This is a genomic window from Avibacterium sp. 21-594 (genome assembly GCF_026226815.1).
Classification (GTDB): Bacteria; Pseudomonadota; Gammaproteobacteria; order Enterobacterales; family Pasteurellaceae; genus Avibacterium; species Avibacterium avium.
In genome coordinates this window covers 1,072,747-1,097,197 of the sequence record NZ_JAKKOC010000001.1, presented here as the reverse complement: position 1 = coordinate 1,097,197, position 24,451 = coordinate 1,072,747, and the positions used below count along the sequence as shown (strand labels likewise).

33 protein-coding genes are annotated in these 24,451 nt (G+C 42.8%); 26 read left to right on the top strand and 7 right to left on the bottom strand.

What is annotated here, in order from left to right; translation table 11 throughout:
• The first annotated feature begins 51 nt into the window (after nucleotides 1-51).
• The 4 genes from L5B76_RS05155 (at nucleotide 52) to L5B76_RS05140 (ending at nucleotide 3,260) form a co-directional block, all read left to right on the top strand.
• Nucleotides 52-753 (top strand): pseudouridine synthase, encoded by a 702-nt coding sequence (locus L5B76_RS05155; RefSeq protein ID WP_265754517.1) that lies wholly within the window; start codon nucleotides 52-54, stop codon nucleotides 751-753.
• Nucleotides 746-1,201 carry an NUDIX domain-containing protein gene (locus L5B76_RS05150; protein ID WP_265754516.1) on the top strand — a complete coding sequence of 152 codons (456 nt, stop codon included), beginning with the start codon at nucleotides 746-748 and terminating at the stop codon, nucleotides 1,199-1,201. Before L5B76_RS05155 ends, L5B76_RS05150 begins: the two co-directional genes overlap by 8 nt.
• Before the next feature lie 130 nt (nucleotides 1,202-1,331).
• Complete coding sequence (mobB, locus tag L5B76_RS05145; protein WP_326938258.1) at nucleotides 1,332-1,832, top strand: molybdopterin-guanine dinucleotide biosynthesis protein MobB; 501 nt, start codon at nucleotides 1,332-1,334, stop codon at nucleotides 1,830-1,832.
• A 27-nt stretch (nucleotides 1,833-1,859) separates the two neighbouring features.
• Nucleotides 1,860-3,260 (top strand): DHA2 family efflux MFS transporter permease subunit, encoded by a 1,401-nt coding sequence (locus L5B76_RS05140; protein ID WP_265754514.1) that lies wholly within the window; start codon nucleotides 1,860-1,862, stop codon nucleotides 3,258-3,260.
• 29 nt (nucleotides 3,261-3,289) lie between these two features.
• Here the strand turns inward: L5B76_RS05140 and L5B76_RS05135 are convergent, their stop codons facing one another.
• From L5B76_RS05135 to L5B76_RS05115, 5 genes are all read right to left on the bottom strand, one after another.
• Complete coding sequence (locus tag L5B76_RS05135; protein ID WP_265754512.1) at nucleotides 3,290-4,060, bottom strand: class I SAM-dependent methyltransferase; 771 nt, start codon at nucleotides 4,058-4,060, stop codon at nucleotides 3,290-3,292.
• Complete coding sequence (trmA, locus tag L5B76_RS05130; RefSeq protein ID WP_265754511.1) at nucleotides 4,042-5,136, bottom strand: tRNA (uridine(54)-C5)-methyltransferase TrmA; 1,095 nt, start codon at nucleotides 5,134-5,136, stop codon at nucleotides 4,042-4,044. Before trmA ends, L5B76_RS05135 begins: the two co-directional genes overlap by 19 nt.
• A 75-nt stretch (nucleotides 5,137-5,211) precedes the next feature.
• Nucleotides 5,212-5,541, bottom strand: coding sequence for a DUF413 domain-containing protein (locus L5B76_RS05125; RefSeq protein WP_103853619.1), 330 nt, complete (start codon nucleotides 5,539-5,541; stop codon nucleotides 5,212-5,214).
• A gap of 73 nt (nucleotides 5,542-5,614) precedes the next feature.
• Entirely contained in the window at nucleotides 5,615-6,247 is a 633-nt protein-coding gene (gene dsbA / locus L5B76_RS05120; protein ID WP_265754508.1) for a thiol:disulfide interchange protein DsbA, read from the bottom strand.
• 11 nt (nucleotides 6,248-6,258) lie between these two features.
• A complete protein-coding gene (locus L5B76_RS05115) occupies nucleotides 6,259-6,525 on the bottom strand; it encodes a YihD family protein (protein WP_103853621.1) in 267 nt (88 codons plus the stop codon).
• 194 nt (nucleotides 6,526-6,719) lie between these two features.
• Here L5B76_RS05115 and mobA point away from each other — a divergent pair, with 194 nt between their 5' ends.
• From mobA to rplQ, 22 genes are all read left to right on the top strand, one after another.
• The gene (gene mobA, locus L5B76_RS05110; RefSeq protein WP_265754506.1) at nucleotides 6,720-7,325 is read left to right on the top strand and encodes a molybdenum cofactor guanylyltransferase MobA; all 606 of its coding nucleotides are present in this window, start codon (nucleotides 6,720-6,722) and stop codon (nucleotides 7,323-7,325) included.
• A gap of 82 nt (nucleotides 7,326-7,407) precedes the next feature.
• Nucleotides 7,408-7,932 carry a hypothetical protein gene (locus L5B76_RS05105; RefSeq protein WP_103855911.1) on the top strand — a complete coding sequence of 175 codons (525 nt, stop codon included), beginning with the start codon at nucleotides 7,408-7,410 and terminating at the stop codon, nucleotides 7,930-7,932.
• A gap of 198 nt (nucleotides 7,933-8,130) precedes the next feature.
• A complete protein-coding gene (gene fruB / locus L5B76_RS05100; RefSeq protein ID WP_265754505.1) occupies nucleotides 8,131-9,663 on the top strand; it encodes a fused PTS fructose transporter subunit IIA/HPr protein in 1,533 nt (510 codons plus the stop codon).
• Between the two features lie 23 nt (nucleotides 9,664-9,686).
• Nucleotides 9,687-10,628 carry a 1-phosphofructokinase gene (gene fruK / locus L5B76_RS05095; RefSeq protein ID WP_265754504.1) on the top strand — a complete coding sequence of 314 codons (942 nt, stop codon included), beginning with the start codon at nucleotides 9,687-9,689 and terminating at the stop codon, nucleotides 10,626-10,628.
• Between the two features lie 4 nt (nucleotides 10,629-10,632).
• Nucleotides 10,633-12,339: a fructose-specific PTS transporter subunit EIIC gene (locus L5B76_RS05090; protein WP_265754503.1), complete on the top strand. Its 1,707-nt coding sequence runs from the start codon at nucleotides 10,633-10,635 to the stop codon at nucleotides 12,337-12,339.
• Between the two features lie 236 nt (nucleotides 12,340-12,575).
• On the top strand, nucleotides 12,576-12,947 hold the full coding sequence (gene rplN / locus L5B76_RS05085) for a 50S ribosomal protein L14 (protein ID WP_005548786.1): 372 nt from the start codon (nucleotides 12,576-12,578) through the stop codon (nucleotides 12,945-12,947).
• Between the two features lie 10 nt (nucleotides 12,948-12,957).
• Complete coding sequence (gene rplX / locus L5B76_RS05080) at nucleotides 12,958-13,269, top strand: 50S ribosomal protein L24 (protein WP_103855457.1); 312 nt, start codon at nucleotides 12,958-12,960, stop codon at nucleotides 13,267-13,269.
• Between the two features lie 20 nt (nucleotides 13,270-13,289).
• Nucleotides 13,290-13,829, top strand: a complete 540-nt coding sequence (rplE, locus tag L5B76_RS05075) for a 50S ribosomal protein L5 (RefSeq protein ID WP_103854527.1) — start codon at nucleotides 13,290-13,292, stop codon at nucleotides 13,827-13,829.
• 12 nt (nucleotides 13,830-13,841) lie between these two features.
• Nucleotides 13,842-14,147: a 30S ribosomal protein S14 gene (rpsN, locus tag L5B76_RS05070; RefSeq protein ID WP_103854526.1), complete on the top strand. Its 306-nt coding sequence runs from the start codon at nucleotides 13,842-13,844 to the stop codon at nucleotides 14,145-14,147.
• Between the two features lie 36 nt (nucleotides 14,148-14,183).
• A complete protein-coding gene (gene rpsH, locus L5B76_RS05065) occupies nucleotides 14,184-14,576 on the top strand; it encodes a 30S ribosomal protein S8 (protein ID WP_115248903.1) in 393 nt (130 codons plus the stop codon).
• 15 nt (nucleotides 14,577-14,591) lie between these two features.
• Complete coding sequence (gene rplF / locus L5B76_RS05060; RefSeq protein ID WP_115248904.1) at nucleotides 14,592-15,125, top strand: 50S ribosomal protein L6; 534 nt, start codon at nucleotides 14,592-14,594, stop codon at nucleotides 15,123-15,125.
• Between the two features lie 13 nt (nucleotides 15,126-15,138).
• Nucleotides 15,139-15,492 carry a 50S ribosomal protein L18 gene (gene rplR / locus L5B76_RS05055; protein WP_017805529.1) on the top strand — a complete coding sequence of 118 codons (354 nt, stop codon included), beginning with the start codon at nucleotides 15,139-15,141 and terminating at the stop codon, nucleotides 15,490-15,492.
• 15 nt (nucleotides 15,493-15,507) lie between these two features.
• Nucleotides 15,508-16,008, top strand: a complete 501-nt coding sequence (gene rpsE / locus L5B76_RS05050) for a 30S ribosomal protein S5 (RefSeq protein ID WP_103854523.1) — start codon at nucleotides 15,508-15,510, stop codon at nucleotides 16,006-16,008.
• A gap of 6 nt (nucleotides 16,009-16,014) precedes the next feature.
• On the top strand, nucleotides 16,015-16,194 hold the full coding sequence (rpmD, locus tag L5B76_RS05045) for a 50S ribosomal protein L30 (protein ID WP_103854522.1): 180 nt from the start codon (nucleotides 16,015-16,017) through the stop codon (nucleotides 16,192-16,194).
• 4 nt (nucleotides 16,195-16,198) lie between these two features.
• On the top strand, nucleotides 16,199-16,633 hold the full coding sequence (rplO, locus tag L5B76_RS05040) for a 50S ribosomal protein L15 (RefSeq protein ID WP_265754502.1): 435 nt from the start codon (nucleotides 16,199-16,201) through the stop codon (nucleotides 16,631-16,633).
• Nucleotides 16,634-16,640: 7 nt separating this feature from the next.
• A complete protein-coding gene (secY, locus tag L5B76_RS05035; protein WP_115248906.1) occupies nucleotides 16,641-17,966 on the top strand; it encodes a preprotein translocase subunit SecY in 1,326 nt (441 codons plus the stop codon).
• A 24-nt stretch (nucleotides 17,967-17,990) separates the two neighbouring features.
• Nucleotides 17,991-18,104 carry a 50S ribosomal protein L36 gene (gene rpmJ / locus L5B76_RS05030; RefSeq protein ID WP_115248907.1) on the top strand — a complete coding sequence of 38 codons (114 nt, stop codon included), beginning with the start codon at nucleotides 17,991-17,993 and terminating at the stop codon, nucleotides 18,102-18,104.
• Nucleotides 18,105-18,245: 141 nt separating this feature from the next.
• Nucleotides 18,246-18,602 (top strand): 30S ribosomal protein S13, encoded by a 357-nt coding sequence (rpsM, locus tag L5B76_RS05025; protein WP_017805524.1) that lies wholly within the window; start codon nucleotides 18,246-18,248, stop codon nucleotides 18,600-18,602.
• A 15-nt stretch (nucleotides 18,603-18,617) separates the two neighbouring features.
• Nucleotides 18,618-19,007, top strand: coding sequence for a 30S ribosomal protein S11 (gene rpsK / locus L5B76_RS05020; protein ID WP_012072238.1), 390 nt, complete (start codon nucleotides 18,618-18,620; stop codon nucleotides 19,005-19,007).
• A gap of 28 nt (nucleotides 19,008-19,035) precedes the next feature.
• Nucleotides 19,036-19,656, top strand: coding sequence for a 30S ribosomal protein S4 (gene rpsD / locus L5B76_RS05015; RefSeq protein WP_115248908.1), 621 nt, complete (start codon nucleotides 19,036-19,038; stop codon nucleotides 19,654-19,656).
• 32 nt (nucleotides 19,657-19,688) lie between these two features.
• Nucleotides 19,689-20,678 (top strand): DNA-directed RNA polymerase subunit alpha, encoded by a 990-nt coding sequence (locus L5B76_RS05010; protein ID WP_115248909.1) that lies wholly within the window; start codon nucleotides 19,689-19,691, stop codon nucleotides 20,676-20,678.
• 39 nt (nucleotides 20,679-20,717) lie between these two features.
• A complete protein-coding gene (gene rplQ, locus L5B76_RS05005) occupies nucleotides 20,718-21,104 on the top strand; it encodes a 50S ribosomal protein L17 (protein ID WP_115248910.1) in 387 nt (128 codons plus the stop codon).
• Between the two features lie 88 nt (nucleotides 21,105-21,192).
• Here rplQ and selB read toward each other — a convergent pair whose 3' ends face one another.
• Nucleotides 21,193-23,052: a selenocysteine-specific translation elongation factor gene (selB, locus tag L5B76_RS05000; protein ID WP_265754498.1), complete on the bottom strand. Its 1,860-nt coding sequence runs from the start codon at nucleotides 23,050-23,052 to the stop codon at nucleotides 21,193-21,195.
• Nucleotides 23,049-24,434 carry an L-seryl-tRNA(Sec) selenium transferase gene (selA, locus tag L5B76_RS04995; RefSeq protein WP_265754497.1) on the bottom strand — a complete coding sequence of 462 codons (1,386 nt, stop codon included), beginning with the start codon at nucleotides 24,432-24,434 and terminating at the stop codon, nucleotides 23,049-23,051. The genes selB and selA overlap by 4 nt, the downstream gene beginning before the upstream one ends.
• Nucleotides 24,435-24,451: the final 17 nt, after the last annotated feature.

Here is a 24,451-nt window from a genome sequence, read left to right as displayed (position 1 = left end):
GTTAAAAATGTGTCTTTTGTTAAGTAACGAATCAACATTTCCATAACATATATGAAGGCAAAATTTCTTTCAAGCCGTAATCACCAAGAACGGCAAAATTTACGCAAAAAAACGGTTCAGCATTTTGCGCGTAAAAAAACAAGCACACCGAATTTCGCCCAAACCAAAGTGGTGCTGTTTAATAAGCCTTTTGATGTGCTAAGCCAATTTAGCGATGAAAATGGGCGGCAAACGCTGAAAGATTTTATCCCTATTGAGCAGATTTACCCCGCAGGGCGTTTGGATCGCGATAGTGAGGGCTTGTTAATTCTTACCAACAACGGCGAAATTCAGCATCGACTAGCTGATCCGAAATATAAAACAGAGAAAACTTATCTGGTGCAGGTGGAGGGGGAACCAACAGAGAGCGAGCTTGAACCGCTGCGTCAAGGAGTAATGTTAAAAGATGGTAAAACCTTGCCGGCGAAAGTGCGGTTGATTTCTGCGCCAAATTTTTTATGGCACAGAGAGCCGCCTATTCGTGAGCGAAAAAACATTCCCACAAGCTGGCTAGAAATTAAAATTTGTGAGGGCAAGAACCGCCAAGTTCGCCGAATGACCGCGCATATCGGCTTTCCCACTTTGCGTTTAATTCGTGGCAAAATGGCAGGATTTCGTGTAGAAAATTTGCCATTAGGGCAGTATTATCAATTGAATCCCCAAGAGCTAGCAGCACTTTATCAACGGTTAAAATTAAGGAAATCTAATGCATAGACCTTATATTACTATGGCGTGCGTAGTGCATTGCCAAGGCAAATTTTTATTTGTCAAAGAATTTGAATACGGCAAAATGACCTTAAACCAACCTGCGGGGCATTTAGAGCAAAACGAAACGATCCTTGCCGGTGCAATACGCGAATTACGTGAAGAAACAGGAATTGACGCAACGCCAAGCAAGCTGATTAAAATTTACCAATGGCACGCCCCACGCAGTCAAAAAGATTATTTGCGTTTTGTGTTTGCTGTAGAGCTTGAAGAACAACTGCCTATCCGTCCAAGGGATCCTGATATTGAGGGCGGTTTATGGCTCACCCCCGCAGAATTTCAGCACTATATCCAACAAGAAGGACAAGCAGAACGCAACCCACTTGTCAGCCAAGCCCTGCAAGATTATTTAAATGGTGAAGGGGTGAGTTTAGATGTGTTGAAAGTGTTTGAATAAAAATCGGTGAAATTTACACCGCACTTTATTATCGTAGAGATATTTGAATAAATGAATCTGTGATATTCTTCACAAAAAAGATCATTATTAAATTTAATTGCTGAATTAACTCTCAAATAGAGGACATAAAATGCGCCCGATGCTTGGCATTACAGGATACAGTGGCAGTGGAAAAACTACTTTGCTGGAAAAACTTTTACCTCAGCTTGCCGATTTAGGTTTGCGTGTGGCGGTGATTAAGCATAGCCATCATAACGCGCAGGTGGATAAAGAGGGCAAGGATAGCTGGCGAATGAAAGAAGCAGGCGCGAGCCAAGTGGTAATGGCTTGTGATAACCGTTGGGCATTGATGACTGAAACACCACGGCCTGTGAGTTTAACTTATTTGGCTGCGCAATTTGATCCGCAGCTGACGGATTTGATTTTGGTGGAAGGCTTCAAACACGAACCTATTGCAAAGATTCTATTGCATCGTAAAACAATGGAGAAAGCCCTGCCAGAGCTTGATGAAAAAGTGATTGCGCTCGCCACCGATTACCCTTTAAGCTGCACTGTGCCACATTTGGATATCAATCAGGTTGAGCAAATTGCCACATTTATTTTTCATTGGTATCAACAACAAATGAAATAAAGTGCGGTGCAAAATCGCAGAATTTTTATGACAGAAACGAAAAATTATACAGGCTTGGCGTGGATTGCCGCCGTTGCCTTTTTTATGCAAACCTTAGACGCGACCATTTTGAATACGGCGTTGCCGACTATTTCGCGCAGTCTAAATGAATCGCCGCTGAATATGCAGTTGGCGATCATTAGCTATGCTTTGACGGTGGCGTTGTTTATTCCGTTAAGCGGTTGGGCGGCGGATAAATTTGGTACGCGTAAGGTTTTTCGTGCTGCCATTGGTGTTTTTGTACTGGGATCAGTGGCGTGTGCTTTATCGCAATCTTTGCCACAATTGATCTTTGCCCGTATTTTACAAGGGCTTGGCGGTGCGTTAATGATGCCTGTTGCACGTCTTGCAATAATCCGTAGCGTGCCGAAAAATCAGCTGTTAAATGCGTGGAATATTATGGCGATGGCAGGCCTTATTGGGCCAATTCTTGGGCCTGTGTTGGGCGGCTTAATCGTAACTTATATGACCTGGCATTGGATTTTCTTAATTAATATTCCGATTGGGCTGACAGGGATTTTCCTTGCAGGCATTTATATGCCAAATATGAAAGGGCAGGTGAGCCGTTTAGATAAATGGGGTTTTGTGCTGTTTGCGGGCGGGCTTGTGGGCCTGACCTTGGGGCTGGATCTGGTGGCTGAGCATTTCACCGCAACTTGGATTGCGTTAGTGGTGCTAGCGGTGGGAATGGCATTTCTGGCCTGCTATTATCTTTATGCCAAGCGTGTTCACAATCCGCTAATGCCCCTTTCTTTGTTTCATATTCGCACTTTTCGTTTAGGCTTTATTGCTAATTTATTTATTCGCCTGTGTGGCTCGGGTGTGCCGTTTTTGCTACCGTTAATGCTCCAAGTGGTATTTCATTACAGCGCAGAAGTGGCAGGCTGGCTAATGGTGCCAATTGCCGTAAGTTCAATGGCGTTCAAGCCGCTGATTCGTGGCATTCTTTCTCGTTTTGGTTATAAGAGAACGCTGATCAGCACCGCCATTGTGATGACTTTCGTGATTGCCGCAATGAGCTTGCTACAACGCCACACGCCAATTTGGCAGATGGTGCTGATTTTATTGGCATATGGCGGTTGTATGTCAGTCAGTTTCACCGCGATCAACACCTTAACCGTCGGCGATTTATCCGACAACAACGCCAGCGCAGGTTCAACAATGCTGAGCGTGATTCAGCAAGTAGGAATTGGCATTGGCATTGCGGTTTCTTCGGTGATTTTAGGCTTATACCGCAACGCCCTTGGCGAAAGTGTCGAACAGCTACAACAAGCTTTTAGCTACACCTTTCTAACGTCCAGCTTATTCGGCTTAATTCTGGTACTCATTCTTTCTGGTTTAAGAAAGCAAGATGGCGAGAATTTGCAAATAAGAGCGGTGAAAAAATAGCAAAATTTTTACCGCACTTGTGTTGTTTCTTATTCTGCAAGATAAATATCAAAGCGATGATTTTTGGTTTCGCGGCTAAAGTGCGGGGCTTTTTCAGCGAGAAATTGGGCGTAGTCGGGGCGTTTTACCACCACACGTTTTTGCGCGATTTGTAAGGCGGGGGCGAGCAGTTGGTCTGCGTCTTCATCTGCGCCCACTAAATGCTGAAAAACGCGCATTTCTTTTTTCACCAAGGCACTTTTTGCTTTGTGGGGATACATCGGGTCGAGGTAGACCACGTCTGCTTTCGTGCCTTGTTGTGCAAGTTCATCAATCTGTTTTATCGGCAATAACTGCATATTTTGCTGCATCATTGCGCCGATTTCTGCGTCTTGATAAGCCCGTTGCAAGCCGTCTTGCAGCAATAAATAGACCACAGGGTGGCGTTCTACTAAGCGCACTTGGCAGCCAATAGCAGCAAGGACAAAGGCATCACGCCCTAGCCCTGCGGTGGCGTCAATGACGCTAGGCAGATAATCTTTTTTGATGCCAACGGCTTTAGCGATGGCCTCACCACGTCCGCCGCCGAATTTGCGCCGATGCGCCATTGCACCGCTGACAAAATCTACATAGACCGCGCCTAATTTGGGTTCGTCTAATTTGCGTAATTCTAAACGCTCAATGCCGTTTTGTTCCGTTTGTACTAAGGCCAGCGGGCTGTCTGGCTGGTGAATTAACCCTTGTTGTTCACAAAGTGCGGTGAAATTTTGCGAATTTTTTGTTTCGCAAATCAGTTGCACGGCTATTTTCGGATCAACCATACACCGGATTCCATATGTTCAGTATAAGGGAACTGATCAAACAGCGCCGCACGCTCAATGCGGTGGGTTTGACATAGGGTTTGCAAGTTGTCGCATAGAGTGTACGGATTGCAGGAAATATACAAAATGCGATCATATTGTTGCACCAATTTCACCGTGTCAGGATCAAGCCCCGCCCGTGGTGGATCCACAAAAATGGTATTGCAATCATAAGCTTGTAAATCAATGCCTTTTAAACGATTAAAGGCGCGCGCACCGTTCATTGCTTGGGTAAATTCTTCTGCCGACATTCTGATAATCTGCAAATTATCAATATGGTTCGCGGCGATGTTAAATTGCGCGGCAGCAACCGATGGTTTGGCGATTTCTGTTGCCAGCACTTTACGAAAGTTTTGCGCCAGCGCGATAGAAAAATTGCCGTTGCCACAATAAAGCTCGAGCAGATCCCCTTGGCTGTTTTGGGTGCAATCAATCGCCCATTGCAACATTTTGCTATTTACCACCGCATTAGGCTGTGTGAAACTGTTTTCCACTTGGCGATAAATATATTCTTTGCCGTTTACGGGCAGAATTTCGTCCACATAATCCTGATCTAAACAAATTTTTTGTTTAGACGCGCGCCCGATGATCTGCACGTCAAAGCCTTGTTGTTGCAGGGTTTGGCGTAATGCTACCGCCGCCTGTTGCCATTGTTCATCTAAGACTTTGTGATAAAGCAGGCTTACGATAATTTTATTGCTCAGGGTGCTGAGATAATCAATTTGGAATAAACGATGCTTGAGAATGGTTTGCTGTTTGAGCAGGGGCAGCAAGGCTTGCATCATTTCATTGATAAGCTGGCTGGCGATGGGGAAACGATCAATGCGATAAGGCTTGCGTGTTTGGCGATCAAACATAATATGATAAAAATCATCATCTTGATGCCAAACACGAAATTCAGCACGCATACGATAATGTTGTTTTGGCGAATCAAATACCGCTAATTCTGGCGCATTAAAGGGCGCTAAAAGTGCGGTTAATTTTTGGCGTTTTTCTGCCAATAATTCATCATATTTTTCGATAGGTAAGGCTTGCATTGATAGTTCTCATTATTCGTTGCCAACAAAAAGAAAAGGCTTGATTGCTCAAGCCTTATGATCTTGCTAGGCAGATTAATCCGCGTTGCTCATCTCTTCTAGGTTATCCGCTACCACGCCAGATAAAGTATAAACACGTTTTGTGGTGCTGGTTAAAGTGCGGTATTTATTCCACGTTTTTTCAAAGAACGTTTCTGGCTGACGCTCGCCTTTACAAAATGCCACAAAGGCTTTTTCTTCTTCTGTTGCAGGCGCACGCTCACCACTATCTAAGGCTTTAAATGCTTGACCATATTGCTCTAAAGCTTGAGATTCTTTGATTGTATAATCACCGTGGCGAGCAAAACCGCGGGGATAGTTTTTATCGTCAAAAAAACGACGCGTTACGCTAAAACTTTCTGCCATAATATCCTCAATATTGCGAATTCAAAATCGGCACGCATTAAACCAATTTTTGCTTATTTTTGCAATTTATTTGTTACTTTTGTAGCAAGGCTTTCACGGTTTCTACATAATCTTGAATGAAACCCGCTTCACTGTGTGATAAGCCCTCAGGGTTCACACGATATTTACCGTTCACATAGAAATCTGGCACACCGTGTACATCAAAACGCTCAGCTGCTTGCACTTGCTGATTGTACAAACCCGTTACCGCAAAACTGTTAATACCGCCATCAAATTGTTCCGCACTTACCCCGCTATCAATAAAAATTTGACGAATCGCGTCTAAACTTGGCGCACTTTGATCACGATTTTTCACCGCAGTTTGCGCAGCTTCAAATAATGGTGCTTTGACTTTCTCTTCCACGCCTAAGGCCATTGCTAAGGCCCAAGCGCGGGTGAGATTTTCTGATTGAAAACCTAAGAAATTCACGTGATATTGCTTAAATTTTGTTCCTTCAGGTAATGCCGCTTTCACTTTCTCAGGAATGTGATAATCCATTTCAAAGGCATAACAATGTGGGCAATAAAAAGAGAAAAACTCAATCACTTCAGGCTGAACTGCGCGTTCAGTATTTAACGCAATGTATTGTTTTCCTTCGGTTAAATCCGCGGCTTGTACATTCGCTACAAAAAATAATGATGCTAAGGCAACAAGAAATTTTTTCATTACAACTTTCCTTATTCAATAATGCCACGCGCTTTTAGCAACGCGGTTTTAAAATCTTCTTCATAATCTTTTTTAATCCCAGGGATCGGCTCGTGCTTATCTGTGCCATACATTTTCAAATGATAGATAATCACTTCGTCCGTTAATTCTGCCACAGGTTTATCAAACCCCGCTTCATCAGCGATTTTCTGCAAAATTTGGGTTAAGCTCAAATCAGGATCTTGCGACCAATAAGGTTGCAATAATTCCAACACTTCATTTAGACGATGACATTTCATAACAGTTCCTTACCTTGGATAATAAAGGGCTAAATAATACTGTAATTGCGGGGAGAAAGGAATAAGCTGGCGGAAAAAAGCACTTTAATAAGTGCGGTAGAAAAACACACAATTTTTCCACCGCACTTTTTTATTTGCGGATTTATCAAGTAGAATGAGGCCATTTGGTAGGCTAAAAAGCAAAGCGAGGGCAGATGAAAATCAGTGCAGTAATTCTTGCTGGTGGTCGGGCAAGGCGAATGGGTGGTGTGGATAAAGGGTTGCAGCTTTTTCGTGGGCAGCCGTTGGTGTGGCATTGTTATCAGCGCTTAAAAGATCAGGTGGCGCAGGTGGCGGTGAATGCCAATCGCAATCAAGAACGCTATGCGCAGCTTGGTTTGCCTGTGTTTGCCGATGAATTAGCGGATTTTCAAGGGCCGCTGAGTGGCATTTTAACGGGGTTAAAACGCTCAGAGAGTGATTTTGTGCTGTTTGTGCCTTGTGATTGCCCCTTTTTACCGTTGAATTTATTGGAAAAATTGCAGCAGCCCATTTTGCAATCTTTGCAAGATCGTCAAAGTGCGGGGGGAAATTCGCCAGTTTTACTCACTTATGCCACCGATGGTGAGCGTGAACACCCGACATTTTGTTTAGTTTCCACCTTATTGGCGGAAAAGCTCGCTGCTTATTTACACAGCGGTGAGCGGCGAATGTTGCAGTTTATGCGAGAAAATGGCGCGATTGCGGTAGATTTTCGCGATCAGAAAGAGGCGTTCCAAAATTTTAATACGCTGGCAGATTTAGAAAGCGAAGTGCGGTGAAAAAATCACGGAAATTTGGCTTTTTATTCAAATTATAATCAGTATAATAAGAAAAATCTGATTAACAAAAAACGGATAAGTTATGTTCAAAATTATTTCAATTTCAGTGTTAAGTGCCTTTTTAGTGGCGTGTTCTTCTTTGACTTCTTATGTGCCGTTTATGGACAACGAGAAAAAAGTGATCGATTTAGATAAAGAGAAAATCGATAAAAAATCCTATGCTTCTGCGTATGCGGCAACGGTGCAAACCTATTCAGGGCGTGTAAATGAAGATTATGATGTGAATTCTTTTGCTAGCGGTGTGAATGATTGGTATCTCAACCGTATTTTAGTGCCGATTGAAGAAGTGAAAGCGAAATTATACCAAGGCGGTGGCGTGGATAGCCAAGTTTATGCTTATTATAGTGGTGTGGTGTTCGCTTCTGAATTACAGAATAATTTCAATCGCTTAAGTGCAAATTGTTGGTCGCAAATCAGCCAGCCAAGTGCAACGCAAGGGATTTATGATGCAATGCGAGATCTACAAAAAGGGCAGCCGCGTTCCTTAGATGAGGGCTATATCGCGGAAGGCAGCGATCAAGTATTGAAAGTCTGTACAGGAAAATAATGTGTAAGGTTACTGATGTTTAATCAGTAACCTTTTCTTTTTTTATTTAAGCTGAAAGGTTTTTGCTTAATGTTCAGCAAGCGTTTAACAACGTGTTAAGCAAATCATCAGTAAAACGTATCGCCAAATTGGTTTTGCGAAGAAGTGAGCCAGTATCACAACGCCATTTGGTATTCAAACCAATATTCTGGAGGGAAAATGCTTAACTTATCAGAAAAAAATATTCATTTATCGGCACAAGCCGAAAATAAACAGCAAGCCATTGAATTGGTGGCGCAAGCGCTTGAACAAGCGGGCAATGTGGAAGCAGGATATGTAGCAGGAATGTTGGCGCGCGAAACGCAAACGTCCACCTTTTTAGGCAACGGCATTGCCATTCCGCACGGCACATTGGAAACACGTCCAATGGTAAAAGAAACGGGTGTGCAAGTGTTTCAATTTCCACAAGGAATTGAATGGGGCGACGGCAACAAAGCCTATGTGGTGATCGGCATTGCCGCCCGTTCAGATGAGCATTTAACCTTGTTGCGTCAGCTTACTCAAGTGCTAGGCGATGAAGAAAAAGCGGCGAAATTGGCGACATTACAAGAGGTAGAAAAATTCCGTGCCATTTTAATGGGCGAAGAAACGCTGGAAGTGAAAAGCGAAGACCTGAGCCTCGATGTGGACACTGAAAGCCTGCTTACTTTAATTGCGATTAATGCTGGCAAATTGCAAAGCCAAGGCGCGGTGAATAATCAATTTGTGGCAGAGGTGATCGCCTCTCCTGCATTGCCACTGGGCGGCGGCTTATGGCTTACCGATTCGGTGCAAGGCAACGAGAAAAATGCCCTTGCGTTCAGCCGTGCAAAACAAGTTTTCCAGCATAATCATAAAGAAGTGAAAGGCGTGCTAACGGTGGCTTGTGTGAATGAGCAAATTGATGAGCTACTCGCGCGATTGCTAGAAAATTCCGTGCAACAAGCCTTATTAAACGGAAATTCTCAGCAAATTTTGACCGCACTTAATGGGGGCGAAGTGAGCGTTGAAAGCCCAGCGTCAGCCAACACCAGTAGCGAAAATGCAGGCACGGTTATCGGTACATTCACCGTGCGTAATGAACATGGTTTGCACGCGCGCCCTTCAGCGGTGTTAGTGAATGAAGTGAAAAAATTCGCCTCGAAAATTACGGTGGAAAATCTCACCCGTGGTGGTGAAGCCATCAGCGCTAAAAGCCTGATGAAAATCGTGGCATTGGGCGCAACCCTTGGGCATCGTTTACGTTTTAGCGCGGTGGGTGAAGATGCCAAACAAGCCATTGAAGCCATTGGTAAAGCCATTGCGGACGGTTTAGGGGAAGAAGTATCCTCTTTATCGCCGAAAGAGCCGGATCATATTGAAGTGATTGGCGAAAGCAACACGACTAGCGAAAAAAACGCAGAAAAAACCACCGCACTTGATAATCAAGATCCGAGTGAAAGTGTTGAAGCGGTGTTTGTGGTGCGTAACGAACATGGTTTGCACGCACGTCCTGCCGCCGTATTGGTTAATGAAGTGAAGAAATATAACGCTTCCGTGGCGGTGCAAAATGTGGATCGCGATAGCCAATTAGTGAGCGCTAAAAGTTTGATGAAAGTGGTGGCGCTTGGCGTGGTGAAAGGGCATCGTTTACGTTTCGTGGCGACCGGTGAAGAAGCACAAAAAGCCCTTGATGGCATTGGTGCGGCGATTGAAGCTGGCTTGGGTGAGTAGGATTAGGTGAGTAGGAGTTGATAATGGCAAAAGTGGCAACTATCACGTTAAATACCGCCTATGATTTAGTGGGGCGGTTAAAACGTATTGAGCTGGGTGAAGTGAATACGGTGGAAACCTTAGGCTTATTCCCTGCGGGCAAAGGCATCAACGTGGCAAAAGTGTTGAAAGATTTAGGCGTTGATGTAGCGGTGAGTGGTTTCCTTGGGCGTGATAATCAAGGGGATTTCAACACAATGTTTGCGGAACTTGGTTTAGAAGATCGCTTTCAGCGTGTGGCGGGTAAAACTCGCATAAACGTGAAAATCACCGAAACAGAGGCCGATGTAACGGATCTCAATTTTCTAGGCTATGAAATTTCACCACAAGATTGGCAAGATTTTGTGCAGCAATCCTTGCTGTTATGCAAAGATTTTGACATTGTCGCAGTATGTGGCAGCTTGCCGCGCGGTGTTAGTCCAGCAGATTTTGCAGATTGGCTTAAACAGCTACAACAAGCGGGCGTAAAAGTGGTGTTAGACAGCAGTAATGCAGCGCTTAGCGCGGGGTTATCCGCCAATCCTTGGCTAGTGAAACCCAATCATCGCGAGCTTGAGGCTTGGGTGGGACATTCCTTACCAACCCTTGAAGAGATTATTGCAGCCGCAGAAAAATTACGCGCACAAGGCATTGCCAATGTGATTATTTCAATGGGCGCGGACGGTTCTTTGTGGTTAAGCGAACAAGGCGTGATCCAAGCGAAGCCACCAAAATGCGAGCAAGTGGTTAGCACCGTGGGTGCGGGCGATTCAATGGTGGCTGGGCTAATTTATGGCTTGAGCAAATCGCTTTCACAGCAAGACACCTTGGCGTTTGCCAGTGCGGTGTCTGCCTTTGCGGTATCGCAAAGCAATGTGGGCGTGAGTGATCCTGCGTTATTAACACCAATCTTAGAAAAAGTAGAAATTTCAGTGATTAAAGGGTAGAACAATGAAGATTTTTTTGACAAACACACAACAATTAGGCAATGCCAAAGCCTTTTTGATTAAACAGGTGCTGGCTGCGGCAGCAAAACAGCAAGGCGATGATGTGGTGGCAGAAGCCAACCAAGCGGATTTAGTGATCGCCTTAGGCAGTGCGCCAAATAACGGTGCATTACAAGGCAAAAAACTGTTTGTGGCAGAGGTGGAAAACGCCTTTAATGCGCCAGAGGCGACCTTAAAACAAGCGCAGACCGAAGCAGTGGAATATCAGCCAGCGGAAAATTCAAATGGGGCGGAAAATAAAAGTGCGGTGCAAAATGCGCCGGATTTTTCTCATCAAACGAAAAATATTGTGGCAGTTACCGCGTGTCCAACAGGCGTAGCGCACACTTTTATGTCAGCGGAGGCTATTGCTGAATATGCCAAAAAGCAAGGCTGGAATGTGAAAGTGGAAACCCGTGGGCAAGTGGGATCGAGCAACATTATTTCTCCTGAAGATGTGGCGAATGCGGATCTTGTCTTTATTGCAGCAGATATTGATGTGGATTTAAGCAAATTTGAAGGCAAGCCGATGTATCGCACGTCCACTGGGCTTGCGCTGAAGAAAACAGCACAAGAATTTGAAAAAGCCTTTAAAGAAGCGAAAATTTACACAGGGGCAAATGCAGCTAAAGTACAAGCCAGCGAAGAAAGCACGGGTGAGCGTAAAGGGTTGTATAAACACCTGATGACAGGGGTTTCCCATATGTTGCCATTGGTGGTAGCAGGGGGCTTGCTGATCGCCATTTCCTTTATGTTTGGGATTGAGGCCTTTAAAGATCCGAATATTGCAGGTGGTTTACCGAAAGCTTTGATGGATATTGGTGGTGGAGCAGCATTCCACTTAATGATTGCCGTGTTCGCAGGTTATGTGGCGTTTTCTATCGCTGATCGTCCCGGATTAGCCGTGGGGTTAATTGGCGGTATGCTCGCTACCACCGCAGGTGCAGGGATTTTAGGCGGGATTATTGCCGGTTTGCTTGCAGGTTATGTGGTGAAATTCTTAAACCAAGCCATTCAATTACCAGCCAGTTTAAGCTCATTAAAACCGATTTTAATTTTGCCATTGCTCGGTTCTGCGATTGTCGGCTTGGTGATGATTTATCTGATCAACCCACCGGTAAAAGGCTTAATGGACGCATTAGTGGAATGGCTCAACACAATGGGACAAAGCAATGCGTTATTATTAGGCGCGGTGCTTGGTGCAATGATGTGTGTGGATATGGGTGGCCCAGTGAACAAAGCGGCTTATACTTTCGGCACAGGTTTAATCGCTTCTGGCGTTTACACCCCAATGGCTGCGGTAATGGCGGCGGGTATGGTGCCACCGATTGGAATGGCGATTGCCACGTTATTGGCACGCAAAAAATTCACCGCTAATCAACGTGATGCGGGTAAAGCCTCTTTTGTATTAGGGTTATGCTTTATTTCTGAGGGTGCATTGCCATTTGTGGCGGCTGATCCTGTGCGCGTAATTGCATCAAGCATTATTGGTGGTGCAGTGGCTGGCGCGATTTCTTTAGGCTTATCCATCGGCTTACAAGCACCACACGGTGGTTTATTCGTGATTCCATTTGTAACTCAGCCATTAATGTATTTAGCGGCAATTGCTATTGGTGCGGCGCTAACAGGCGTGATTTATGCAGTTATTAAGCCAAAACTTACGGAAAAATAACCGCACTTTATTTTCGCTATGAGTATAAACATTAGGTTTTATACCATTTAGATAAAGAAATTAGATGAATAAAATGGATTATTTTTGACGATAAATTAATTTGTCAAAATAATCCATTTTTTACTAAGACTGTTGTTGATTTATGTCTTGAGTTTGTAGTAGAATTCGCAGTCTATCCATATAGCTTGGATAGGTTCGTCCCGAAAGGGTGTTATTAATTTTAGCGGAGTACTAAGATGATCCAAGAACAGACTATGCTGGACGTTGCTGATAACTCAGGCGCTCGCAGTGTAATGTGTATCAAGGTTCTAGGTGGATCGCACCGTCGTTACGCTGCTATTGGTGATATCATCAAAATTACTGTGAAAGAAGCAATTCCACGCGGTAAAGTTAAAAAAGGTGATGTATTAAAAGCAGTTGTTGTGCGCACCAAGAAGGGTGTTCGTCGCCCAGATGGATCAGTCATTCGCTTCGATGGTAATGCTTGTGTAATTTTAAACAATAACACAGAGCAACCAATCGGTACTCGTATTTTTGGACCTGTGACTCGTGAACTTCGTTCTGAGAAGTTTATGAAGATCATTTCTTTGGCACCAGAAGTACTATAAGGAGTAAGAAATGGCTGCAAAAATTCGTCAAAATGATGAAGTGATTGTTCTTGCTGGTAAAAGCAAAGGCAAACGTGGTAAGGTAACTAAAGTGTTACCAAACGGTAAAGTTGTTGTTGAAGGTATCAACATTATCACTAAACATGAAAAACCAGTTCCTGCATTAGGAAAAGAAGGTGGTTTAGTGAAAAAAGAAGCACCAATTGATGCGTCAAATGTTGCAATTTTTAACCCGAAAACAAACAAAGCTGACCGTGTAGGTTTTAGATTTGAAGACGGTAAAAAAGTACGTTTCTTTAAATCTAACAATGAAATTATTTAATCAAAAACTGGAGTAATGCGATGGCGAAACTGCATGATTACTACAGAGATCAAGTAGTTAATGAATTGAAAGAGAAATTCAACTACTCGTCTGTCATGCAAGTCCCACGAATCGAAAAGATTACCCTGAATATGGGTGTGGGTGAAGCATTGACCGATAAGAAATTGCTAGATAACGCAGTTGCGGATTTAGCAGCGATTACTGGTCAAAAACCTTTAATTACTAAAGCACGCAAATCTGTTGCAGGCTTTAAAATCCGTCAGGGATATCCAATCGGTTGTAAAGTAACACTACGCGGTGAGCGTATGTGGGAGTTCTTTGAACGTTTAATTACAATTGCTGTTCCACGTATTCGTGACTTCCGCGGTTTAAGCGCGAAATCATTCGATGGTCGTGGTAACTACAGTATGGGTGTACGTGAGCAAATTATCTTCCCAGAAATCGACTACGATAAAGTAGATCGCGTTCGTGGTTTAGATATCACTATCACAACGACTGCTAACAGCGATGAAGAAGGTCAAGCACTATTGGCTGCCTTTAATTTCCCATTCCGTAAATAAGGCAGGTTACAAATGGCTAAACAATCAATGAAAGCACGCGATGTAAAACGCGTAAAACTCGCTGAGAAATTCTATGCTAAACGTATGGAATTGAAAAAAATCATCTCTGATGTAAATGCGTCAGATGAAGATCGTTGGGCAGCCGTGTTAAAGCTACAATCTTTACCACGTGATTCAAGCCCTAGCCGCCAACGTAACCGTTGCAACCAAACTGGCCGTCCACACGGTTTCTTACGTAAGTTTGGATTAAGCCGTATTAAAGTTCGTGAAGCAGCAATGCGTGGCGAAATTCCTGGCCTTAAAAAAGCAAGTTGGTAATTTACTACTTTATTTTGGAATCGGAGTAAAAGCACAATGAGTATGCAAGATCCAATCGCAGATATGTTGACCCGTATTCGTAACGGTCAAGCTGCGAATAAAATTGTGATCAGTATGCCTTCATCCAAGCTAAAAGTGGCAATTGCCAATGTATTAGCTGAAGAAGGTTATATTGAAAGTGTTAAAGTTTTAGAAGGTGCTAAACCTGAACTGGAAATCACTTTAAAATATTTCCAAGGGAAACCAGTTGTAGAAAGCATTCAACGCGTAAGCCGTCCTGGTCTTCGTATTTATAAACGTAAAGACGAATTACCAAAAGTTATGGGTGGTTTAGGTGTAGCTGTAATTTCTACATCTCAAGGTGTAATGACTGATCGCAAAGCTCGTCAAGAGGGCTTAGGCGGTGAAGTTATTTGTTATGTAGCTTAATAGAGAGGTAGGAAAATGTCTCGTGTTGCAAAAGCACCTGTTAGTATTCCTGCCGGCGTTGAGGTAAAACTTGACGGACAGCTACTAACAGTTAAAGGTAAGAATGGCGAGTTATCTCGCACTATTCATAACTCAGTTGAAGTTAAACAAGATAATAATGAATTAACTTTCACTCCTCGTGAAGGCGTGGTTGGTGCTGACGCACAAGCGGGTACAGCGCGTGCATTAGTTAATGCAATGGTTATCGGTGTTACTGAAGGCTTCACTAAGAAGTTACAATTGGTGGGTGTTGGTTATAGAGCACAAATGAAAGGCAACGTAGTTGCATTAAGTTTAGGTTTTTCACACCCTGTTGAGCATACATTACCTGCAGGCGTTACTGGTGAATGTCCATCACAAACAGAAATCGTTCTGAAAAGTGCAGACAAACAGTTAATCGGCCAAGTAGCCGCAGATATTCGTGCTTATCGCCGTCCTGAGCCTTATAAAGGTAAAGGTGTACGTTACGCTGATGAAGTTGTACGTACAAAAGAGGCTAAGAAGAAATAATTAAGGTAACACTATGGATAAGAAATCAGCTCGTATCCGTCGTGCAGCTCGCGCTCGTCATATGATGAGAGAGCAAGGTGTAACTCGTTTAGTAGTTCACCGTACTCCTCGCCATATCTATGCGCAAGTAATCGCACCAAACGGTTCAGAAGTGCTTGCCGCTGCTTCTACAGTTGAGAAAGCAATCAGTGAGCAAGTTAAATATACCGGTAATAAAGATGCTGCTGCAGTAGTTGGTAAAATTGTTGCAGAAAGAGCCTTAGAAAAAGGCATCAAAGACGTAGCATTCGACCGTTCCGGTTTTAAATATCATGGTCGCGTCCAAGCTTTAGCGGATGCTGCCCGTGAAGCTGGTCTACAGTTCTAATAGAGGTAATTTTAGATGGCAAACATCGAAAAACAAGCTGGTGAACTGCAAGAGAAGCTAATCGCGGTAAACCGTGTATCAAAAACAGTTAAAGGTGGTCGCATCATGAGTTTCACTGCATTGACAGTGGTTGGTGATGGCAATGGTCGCATTGGTTTTGGTTATGGTAAAGCGCGCGAAGTTCCGGCAGCGATCCAAAAAGCGATGGAGAAAGCTCGTCGCAATATGATTACTGTGGCTTTAAATGAAGGCACTTTACAACACCCAATTAAAGGTACTCACACAGGTTCTCGCGTATTTATGCAACCTGCGAGTGAAGGTACTGGTATTATTGCAGGCGGTGCAATGCGTGCAGTATTAGAAGTTGCTGGTGTTCGTAACGTTCTTTCTAAAGCATACGGTTCAACTAACCCAATTAACGTTGTTCGTGCAACAATTGATGCACTAGCAAATATGAAATCACCAGAAATGGTTGCCGCTAAACGTGGTAAAACCGTTGATGAAATTTTGGGGTAATGGACAATGGCTAAAACTATTAAAGTAACTCAAGTTCGTAGTTCTATCGCTCGTTTACCGAAGCATAAAGCTACCTTGCGTGGACTAGGTCTTCGCCGTATGCACCATACTGTTGAGTTAATCGATACTCCTGCAGTACGTGGAATGATTAACCAAGTTTCATATATGGTTAAAGTGGAGGAATAAGAGAATGCGTTTAAATACTCTATCTCCGGCTGAAGGTGCTAAACATAGTGCAAAACGCTTAGGTCGTGGTATTGGTTCAGGCTTAGGTAAAACAAGTGGTCGTGGTCATAAAGGTCAGAAATCTCGTACTGGTGGCGGTGTTCGTCGCGGGTTCGAAGGTGGTCAAATGCCTTTATATCGTCGTTTACCAAAATTTGGTTTTACCTCAATGAAATCAGCGGTAACTGCGGAAGTTCGTTTGAATGATTTAGTAAAAGTTGAAGGTAATGTTGTAACATTAGACACTTTAAAAGCGGCTAATGTATTAACTAAAGATATTCAATTTGCAAAAGTTATTCTTTCAGGCGAAGTTAAAGGTGCTGTAACTATTCGTGGCTTACGCGTAACTAAAGGCGCTAAAGCAGCGATTGAAGCAGCTGGCGGTTCAGTTGAGGAATAATTAATAAATGGCTAAACAACCAGGTTATCAAAGTAGAACCACACAAGGTGGAACAGGAGAGCTAAGATCTCGATTACTATTTGTATTGGGCGCTCTTATTGTTTTTCGTATCGGTTCTTTCATTCCGGTTCCTGGTATTGATGCAGCTGTTTTAGCTCAATTGCTTGAGCAACAAAAAGGTACCATCATTGATATGTTCAATATGTTTTCTGGTGGTGCCTTGAGTCGTGCGTCAGTTTTTGCATTAGGTATTATGCCGTACATTTCGGCATCTATTATCATTCAATTGCTGACAACGGTTCATCCAGCATTAGCTGAATTAAAGAAAGAAGGTGAAGCAGGTCGCCGTAAAATTAGTAAGTACACTCGTTATTCAACATTAGTACTTGCTACTATTCAGGCAATTGGTATTTCAACTGGTTTACCAAATATGCTACCAGGTTTAGTGCCAAACTTAGGTTTTGGTTTCTACTTTACTGCGGTAATTAGCTTAGTAACAGGTTCAATGTTCTTGATGTGGTTAGGTGAGCAAATTACAGAACGTGGTATTGGTAATGGTATCTCTTTAATTGTTTTTGCTGGTATTGTTGCAGGATTACCATCAGCGATAGGAGCAACAATCGAACAAGCTCGCCAAGGGCAAATACATTTGTTAGCGCTTCTGTTAATCGCTGTAATTGTTTTTGCAGTAGTTTTCTTTGTTGTCTTTGTTGAAAGAGGACAACGTAGAATTAAAGTTGAGTATGCTAAACGTCAACAAGGTCGTCAAATTTTAGGTGGGCATACTACTCATCTTCCACTGAAAGTGAATATGGCAAGCGTAATGCCGGCAATTTTTGCTTCAAGTGTAATTTTGTTCCCAGCAACATTAACCTCTTGGTTTGGACAAGGAACAAATTTTGATTGGCTAACTGATCTTTCAATGCTATTGCATCCAGGTCAGCCGTTATATCTCATCGTTTATGCTATCGCAATTATATTCTTCAGCTTTTTCTATACTGCGATGCAATTTAATCCACGTGAAACAGCAGACAATTTGAAAAAATCTGGTGCATTTATTCCAGGGATTAGACCAGGTGAACAAACATCACGTTATATTGATAAAATTATGACTCGCTTAGCTTTAATTGGCGGTCTATATATTACGTTTGTATGTTTAGTTCCTTATATTATGACATCAGCTTGGAACGTTCGTTTTGACTTTGGTGGAACTTCTTTGTTGATTGTTGTAGTTGTAATTATGGATTTCATCGTTCAGATTCAAAGTTATTTAATGTCAAATAAATATGAATCTGCGCTGAAAAAAGCAAACCTTAAAGGTTTAGGGCAGTAATGCCATATAGATAAGGGATAAGCAATGAAAGTTCGTGCTTCCGTAAAGAGATTATGTCGTAACTGTAAAATTGTTAAACGTGAAGGTGTTGTACGTGTATTGTGCAGCGATCCTAAGCATAAACAACGTCAAGGTTAATTCATAATTTTTCTTGCAAAGAACCAGCTGGGCATATATAATGCTCAGCTCATTTATGTCCTTGATATACTGTTTGAGTATCCTGAAAACGGGCTTTTCAAGATCAGTATATCAATTTAGTTAAAATAATAGGAGTGCATAGTGGCCCGTATTGCAGGCATTAACATTCCTGATCAAAAACATACTGTAATTGCATTAACTTCAATTTACGGTATCGGCAAAACTAGAGCAAAAGCTATTTGTGCTGCAACAGGAATTGCTGAAGACGTTAAGATCAGAGAATTGTCTGAAGAGCAGATTGATAAACTGCGTGACGAAGTTGGTAAATTTACCGTTGAAGGTGACTTACGTCGTGAAGTAACACTTAACATTAAACGTCTATTAGACTTAGGTTGTTATCGTGGTTTACGTCATCGTCGTAGCTTACCGGTGCGTGGTCAACGTACTAAAACTAATGCGCGTACCCGTAAGGGTCCACGTAAGCCGATCAAGAAATAAGTCGGGGTAAATTAAATGGCAAAAACACCAGTTCGTGCACGTAAACGTGTAAAAAAACAAGTTGTAGATGGCGTTGCTCACATTCACGCATCTTTCAATAATACAATCGTTACTATTACTGACCGTCAAGGTAATGCTCTAGCATGGGCTACTGCAGGTGGTTCAGGTTTCCGTGGTTCTCGTAAATCAACTCCGTTCGCTGCGCAGGTTGCGGCAGAGCGTTGTGCGGAAATGGTCAAAGAATTTGGCTTAAAGAACTTGGAAGTTATGGTAAAAGGGCCGGGTCCTGGTCGTGAATCAACAATCCGTGCATTAAATGCAGCGGGTTTCCGTATCACGAACATCACTGATGTTACCCCAATCCCACATAACGGTTGTCGTCCACCGAAAAAACGTCGTGTGTAAGACGTATTAGGATAGTTGGAGAAAGAAAATGGCAAGATATTTGGGTCCAAAACTCAAGCTAAGCCGTCGTGAAGGTACTGACTTATTCCTTAAGTCAGGAGTACGCGCGATTGATTCAAAATGTAAAATTGATACAGCACCCGGTCAACACGGTGCTCGTAAACCGCGTTTGTCAGACTATGGTAGTCAATTACGTGAAAAACAAAAAGTTCGTCGTATCTATGGTATTTTAGAACGTCAATTCCGTAACTACTATAAAGAAGCAAACCGTTTAAAAGGTAATACTGGTGAAAACTTACTAGTATTATTAGAAGGTCGATTGGATAACGTTGTTTATCGCATGGGATTTGCAGCTACTCGTGCTGAAGCTCGCCAATTAGTGAGCCATAAATCAGTAGTTGTGAATGGTCGTGTTGTTAACATTCCATCATTCCAAGTTTCAGTTAATGATGTTGTAGCTATTCGTGAAAAATCTAAGAAACAAGCTCGTATTAAAGCGTCATTAGAACTAGCAGAGCAAAGAGAAAAACCAACTTGGTTAGAAGTTGATTCTGCAAAAATGGAAGGTGTGTTCAAACGTGTTCCTGAACGTTCTGATTTATCAGCAGATATTAACGAACATCTGATCGTAGAGCTTTATTCTAAATAATAGTTAAAGCTTCGTAGCAAAGAGAGGATAAAATGCAGGGTTCTGTTACAGAATTTTTAAAACCACGTTTAGTTGATATTGAGCAAATTAGCCCAACTCATGCTAAAGTGATCTTAGAGCCGTTAGAGCGTGGTTTTGGCCATACTCTAGGTAATGCATTACGCCGAATTCTTCTTTCTTCAATGCCAGGTTGTGCTGTAACTGAAGTAGAAATTGATGGTGTTTTACATGAGTATAGTAGTAAAGAAGGTGTTCAGGAAGATATTCTTGAAGTGCTTCTTAACCTAAAAGGCCTAGCGGTTAAAGTTCAGAATAAAGATAACGTATTTCTGACACTACATAAATCTGGAATTGGCCCTGTTGTTGCAGCTGACATTATCCATGATGGTGATGTTGAGATTGTGAATCCTGAGCATGTAATTTGCCACCTAACAGACGAAAACGCATCAATTGATATGCGTATTCGTGTTCAGCGTGGTCGAGGTTATGTGCCAGCTTCTTCACGCGCTCATAACCAAGATGAAGAGCGTCCTATTGGTCGTTTATTGGTTGATGCTTGTTATAGCCCTGTTCAACGTATTGCTTATAATGTAGAAGCGACTCGTGTTGAACAACGTACTGATTTAGATAAATTAGTTATTGAGCTTGAAACAAATGGCACTATTGAGCCGGAAGAATCGATTCGCCGTGCAGCAACAATTTTAGCAGAGCAACTAGATGCATTCGTTGATTTGCGAGATGTTCGTCAGCCTGAAGTCAAGGAAGAAAAACCGGAATTTGATCCGATTCTTTTACGTCCTGTTGATGACTTAGAGCTGACAGTTCGTTCTGCTAACTGTTTGAAAGCAGAAACAATTCACTATATCGGTGATCTAGTACAACGTACAGAAGTTGAGCTATTAAAAACACCTAATCTTGGTAAGAAATCACTTACTGAAATTAAGGATGTGCTAGCTTCTCGTGGCTTATCACTTGGTATGCGCCTTGAAAATTGGCCACCAGCAAGTATTGCTGAAGATTAGTGGTCATTGGGTTAAGATTTTTCTGAGAAGGATAAGATCATGCGCCATCGTAAGAGTGGTCGTCAACTGAACCGTAATAGCAGCCATCGTAAAGCGCTGTTCCGTAATTTAGCAAGTGCATTAGTTAGTCATGAAATCATCAAGACAACATTGCCAAAAGCAAAAGAATTACGTCGTGTAGTTGAGCCGTTAATCACATTAGCAAAAGAAGACAGTGTTGCAAATCGTCGTTTAGCTTTTGCGCGTACACGTAACATTGAAACTGTTGCGAAATTATTCAACGAATTAGGTCCACGTTTTGCACAACGTGCTGGAGGATATACTCGTATCCTTAAATGTGGTTTCCGTGCTGGGGACAATGCACCAATGGCATACATTGAGTTAGTAGATCGTCCAGCAGCTGAAGAAGCTTCAGCATCTGAATAATATATAAATATAGCGGTTTTTACCGCTATATTTTTTAGTTCCAAATTGGCTTTAGCTATAAAATAGCTAAAGCCAATTTTTATTACCATTACAAATCAAACAAATCCCTATCGCGCAATAAATGCACATTGCCTTTGCGGCGTAAGAATCCGCATCGATCAAAATATTCCATTAATTGCACCGTCATTTTTCTTCCCCATTGCAATTCATCACGCAGCTGATTAACTGAAATCTCCTCATTTTGCAGAATAAATGCTTTAATCCAGCGAGCATAAGCATAAAGGGTTTCGGTGAGCATAAAACGATCACGCACGATGGGGGTGAGATAACCTAGTTTGCCTGCTTTGTAGAGAAAATTACGCATTTCACTTTCTTCAAGATCGAGCAAATTCGCTAGATCGCGTACCCAAAGGGCTTGTCCTTGTTGTTGCTCAAAGTGAGCTAACACTTTTTGCCATAAGGCTTGTTCTTCGGCGTTGAAACGAATTTTATGCTCAGGAAGATGTAACCAGCCGCGCGTTTGCTGAATTTTATTTTGTTCCAGAAGCTTTTCAATAAAATGATAAATCAAGGTTTCAGGCTGATTAATGGCCGCAATGCGATATAAACGCGCTTTGCTCAATCCTAGCTGGTCTGGCTGTTGTTGATGATAATTTGCCAAGGTTTCAATAAGTTTATCGGATTGCGTTTGTTGATAGTCTTGGCTAAACGCCCAACCTTGCCAAGCCAGCGCCTGATTATCTACAATCAAGGCGCTGAGTTGGGCTTCTTCCATTTGTTCCAGCCAAGCTAATTCAGCCAACTGCATAGGACGATGCTGTAAATAGTAGCTCAAGCGTTGAGCGGAATGCTGTGCGCTGAGTAAATTTTGTAAAAAATTTAACCGCACTTCGGTGCGTTTATAACGTTTTGGTGAATGGATTTCGACCACTTTACCGCCCGCCAATAAGGATTTTGCATCACCGGTGCGTAAAATTAATTTATCGCCATAGGTTAAAAATAGCGGTTCTTGCAAAATTAGCTCTGCCAAGGCTTTTTGTTGCGGGGCAAGCTGCTTAGCTTGTAATAATGTGAGCTTTCCCGTGGTGCGAGATGCCGCGTGATAAATATGTACCGCTTGGCTTTCTTGCAAGTTTTGCGCGGCCTCTACTTCAATAGTAATCCGATCCGTTGGCGAGAGTGGCGGTTGAGAAAAAAGCCAATCCCCACGCTGAATCGCCTCTCGTGAAACCTCGGTTTGAATATTTAACGCCAAGCGCTGTCCCGCTTCACCAAGCTCAGCTTGGCTATCTTGGCTGTGGATATTCTTCACTCTCACTTTTTGCCCAGTGGAAAGATAAAGCTCATCATTGATTGCAACCTGTCCACTGAAAGCCGTACCCGTTACCACCGTTCCAGCCCCTTTAATGGTAAAAATTCGGTCAATGGCATAACGGAAAAGTTTTTTGCGCTCCGCTAGTTCAGGCAAATTGGCTAAATAATGTTGTAATTCTGCGATGCCTTGCCCTGTTTGGGCGGAAGTAATAAAAAATGGGCTTTCTGCCAAGAATGGATATTGCTGAATAAGGGATTGTTTTACTCCATTAATTTGCGATTCGCTGGCTTTATCCGCTTTCGTCAGCACTACAATGATTTTCTCAAAATGCAATAAACGTAAAATGGCTAAATGTTCCGCCGTTTGTGGCTGAATGCCTTCATCTGCTGCGACAATCAACATTGCGTAATGTACGCCACCTAAGCCTGCGAGCATATTAGAAAGAAATTTTTCGTGGCCGGGGACATCAATAAAACCAAGCGTTTTCTCTTGTAACGGCAAATAGGCATAGCCCAAATCAATGGTCATTCCACGTTTTTTTTCTTCAGGTAGGCGATCGGCATTCGTGCCTGTTAAAGCCCGTAGCAATGCGGTTTTGCCGTGATCAACGTGGCCTGAGGTAACAATAATCATAGTTGCTCCAAGGTATTTAGTAGGCGCTCAAAATTCGCAAGGCTACGTAAATCGAGCCAAAGTTTATTTTGCTCCACCCGACCAATAATTGGTTGGGGAAGTTGTTTGAAGCGCTGGATAAGTGCGGTTAATTTTTGCGAGTTTTTTTCTTCAAGAGTTACCGCCACAGAGGGAATTTTCGCTAAAGGCTGCGCGCCGCTGCCAATCTGTGCTTGGCTTTCTTCCACGCGGATTGTATAGGCAAAATTTAACTGATTTTCCAACCGCACTTTGAGTATTTCCGCTTGCTGGCGTAATGCCGACACAGGCTGTGTGAGTAAATGCAAACTGGTAAGTTTTTCCGCCAATTTCTCAGGCTGAAGATATAAACGCAAGGTCGCCTCTAAGCCCGCTAAAATCACTTTATCGCAACGCAATGCCCGTTTCAGTGGGTGAGATTGCAGTTGATCAATAAAATCTTTTTTTCCAATAATAATGCCAGCCTGTGGGCCACCTAGCAATTTATCCCCAGAAAATGAGATTAAATCCACACCTTGCTGCCATTTTTCCTGTACAGTGGGTTCAGTTGGCAAGCCATATTGACTGAGATCGACTAATGCACCGCTGCCTAAATCCGTCATCACAGGTACATTCATTTCCTTGCCAAGTTGTGCTAATTCCGCTTCGCTGACAGAATGTGTAAAGCCACAAATTTGATAATTGCTACTATGAACTTTCATTAAAAAGGCGGTATTTTCGTTGATCGCGCGGCGATAATCCGCCAAATGTGTGCGATTTGTTGTTCCCACTTCCACTAGTTTACAACCTGCTTGCTGCATAATATCTGGAATACGGAACGAGCCGCCAATCTCAATGAGTTCACCACGCGAAATCACTACTTCTTTGCCTGCCGCAAAGGTGGCTAACATCAGTAACACCGCCGCCGCATTGTTGTTCACCACGCAAGCGGCTTCCGCCCCCGTGAGTTCACATAGTAATTCGCTAATATAATTATCTCGATGGCTACGCTTGCCTTCCGCCAAATCATATTCCAATGCCACATTCTCTTGCATCGCCAATAGCGCCGCTTGCTGTGCGGCATTCGCCCATAATGCGCGTCCTAAATTAGTATGCAGCACTGTGCCTGTTAAGTTATGCACAGGCTGAATTTTCACTTGCTGCTGGGATTGTAATTGTTGTTGAATTTCTGCGATCAGCGTGGAATTATCGTGAAAAAAGCGCGGTATTTTTTGCGTATTTTTTATTTCTGCACGTACATTTTCAAGCAAACTGCGGCAAATTTTCACCACCGCACTACGCCCAAATTCTGCGATCAAAGACGCAATTTCAGGCTGTTTTAGCAATTTATCAATGGAAGGAAGTTGTTGGAATAGGCTATTCATTGTGCTGTCCTATTTTC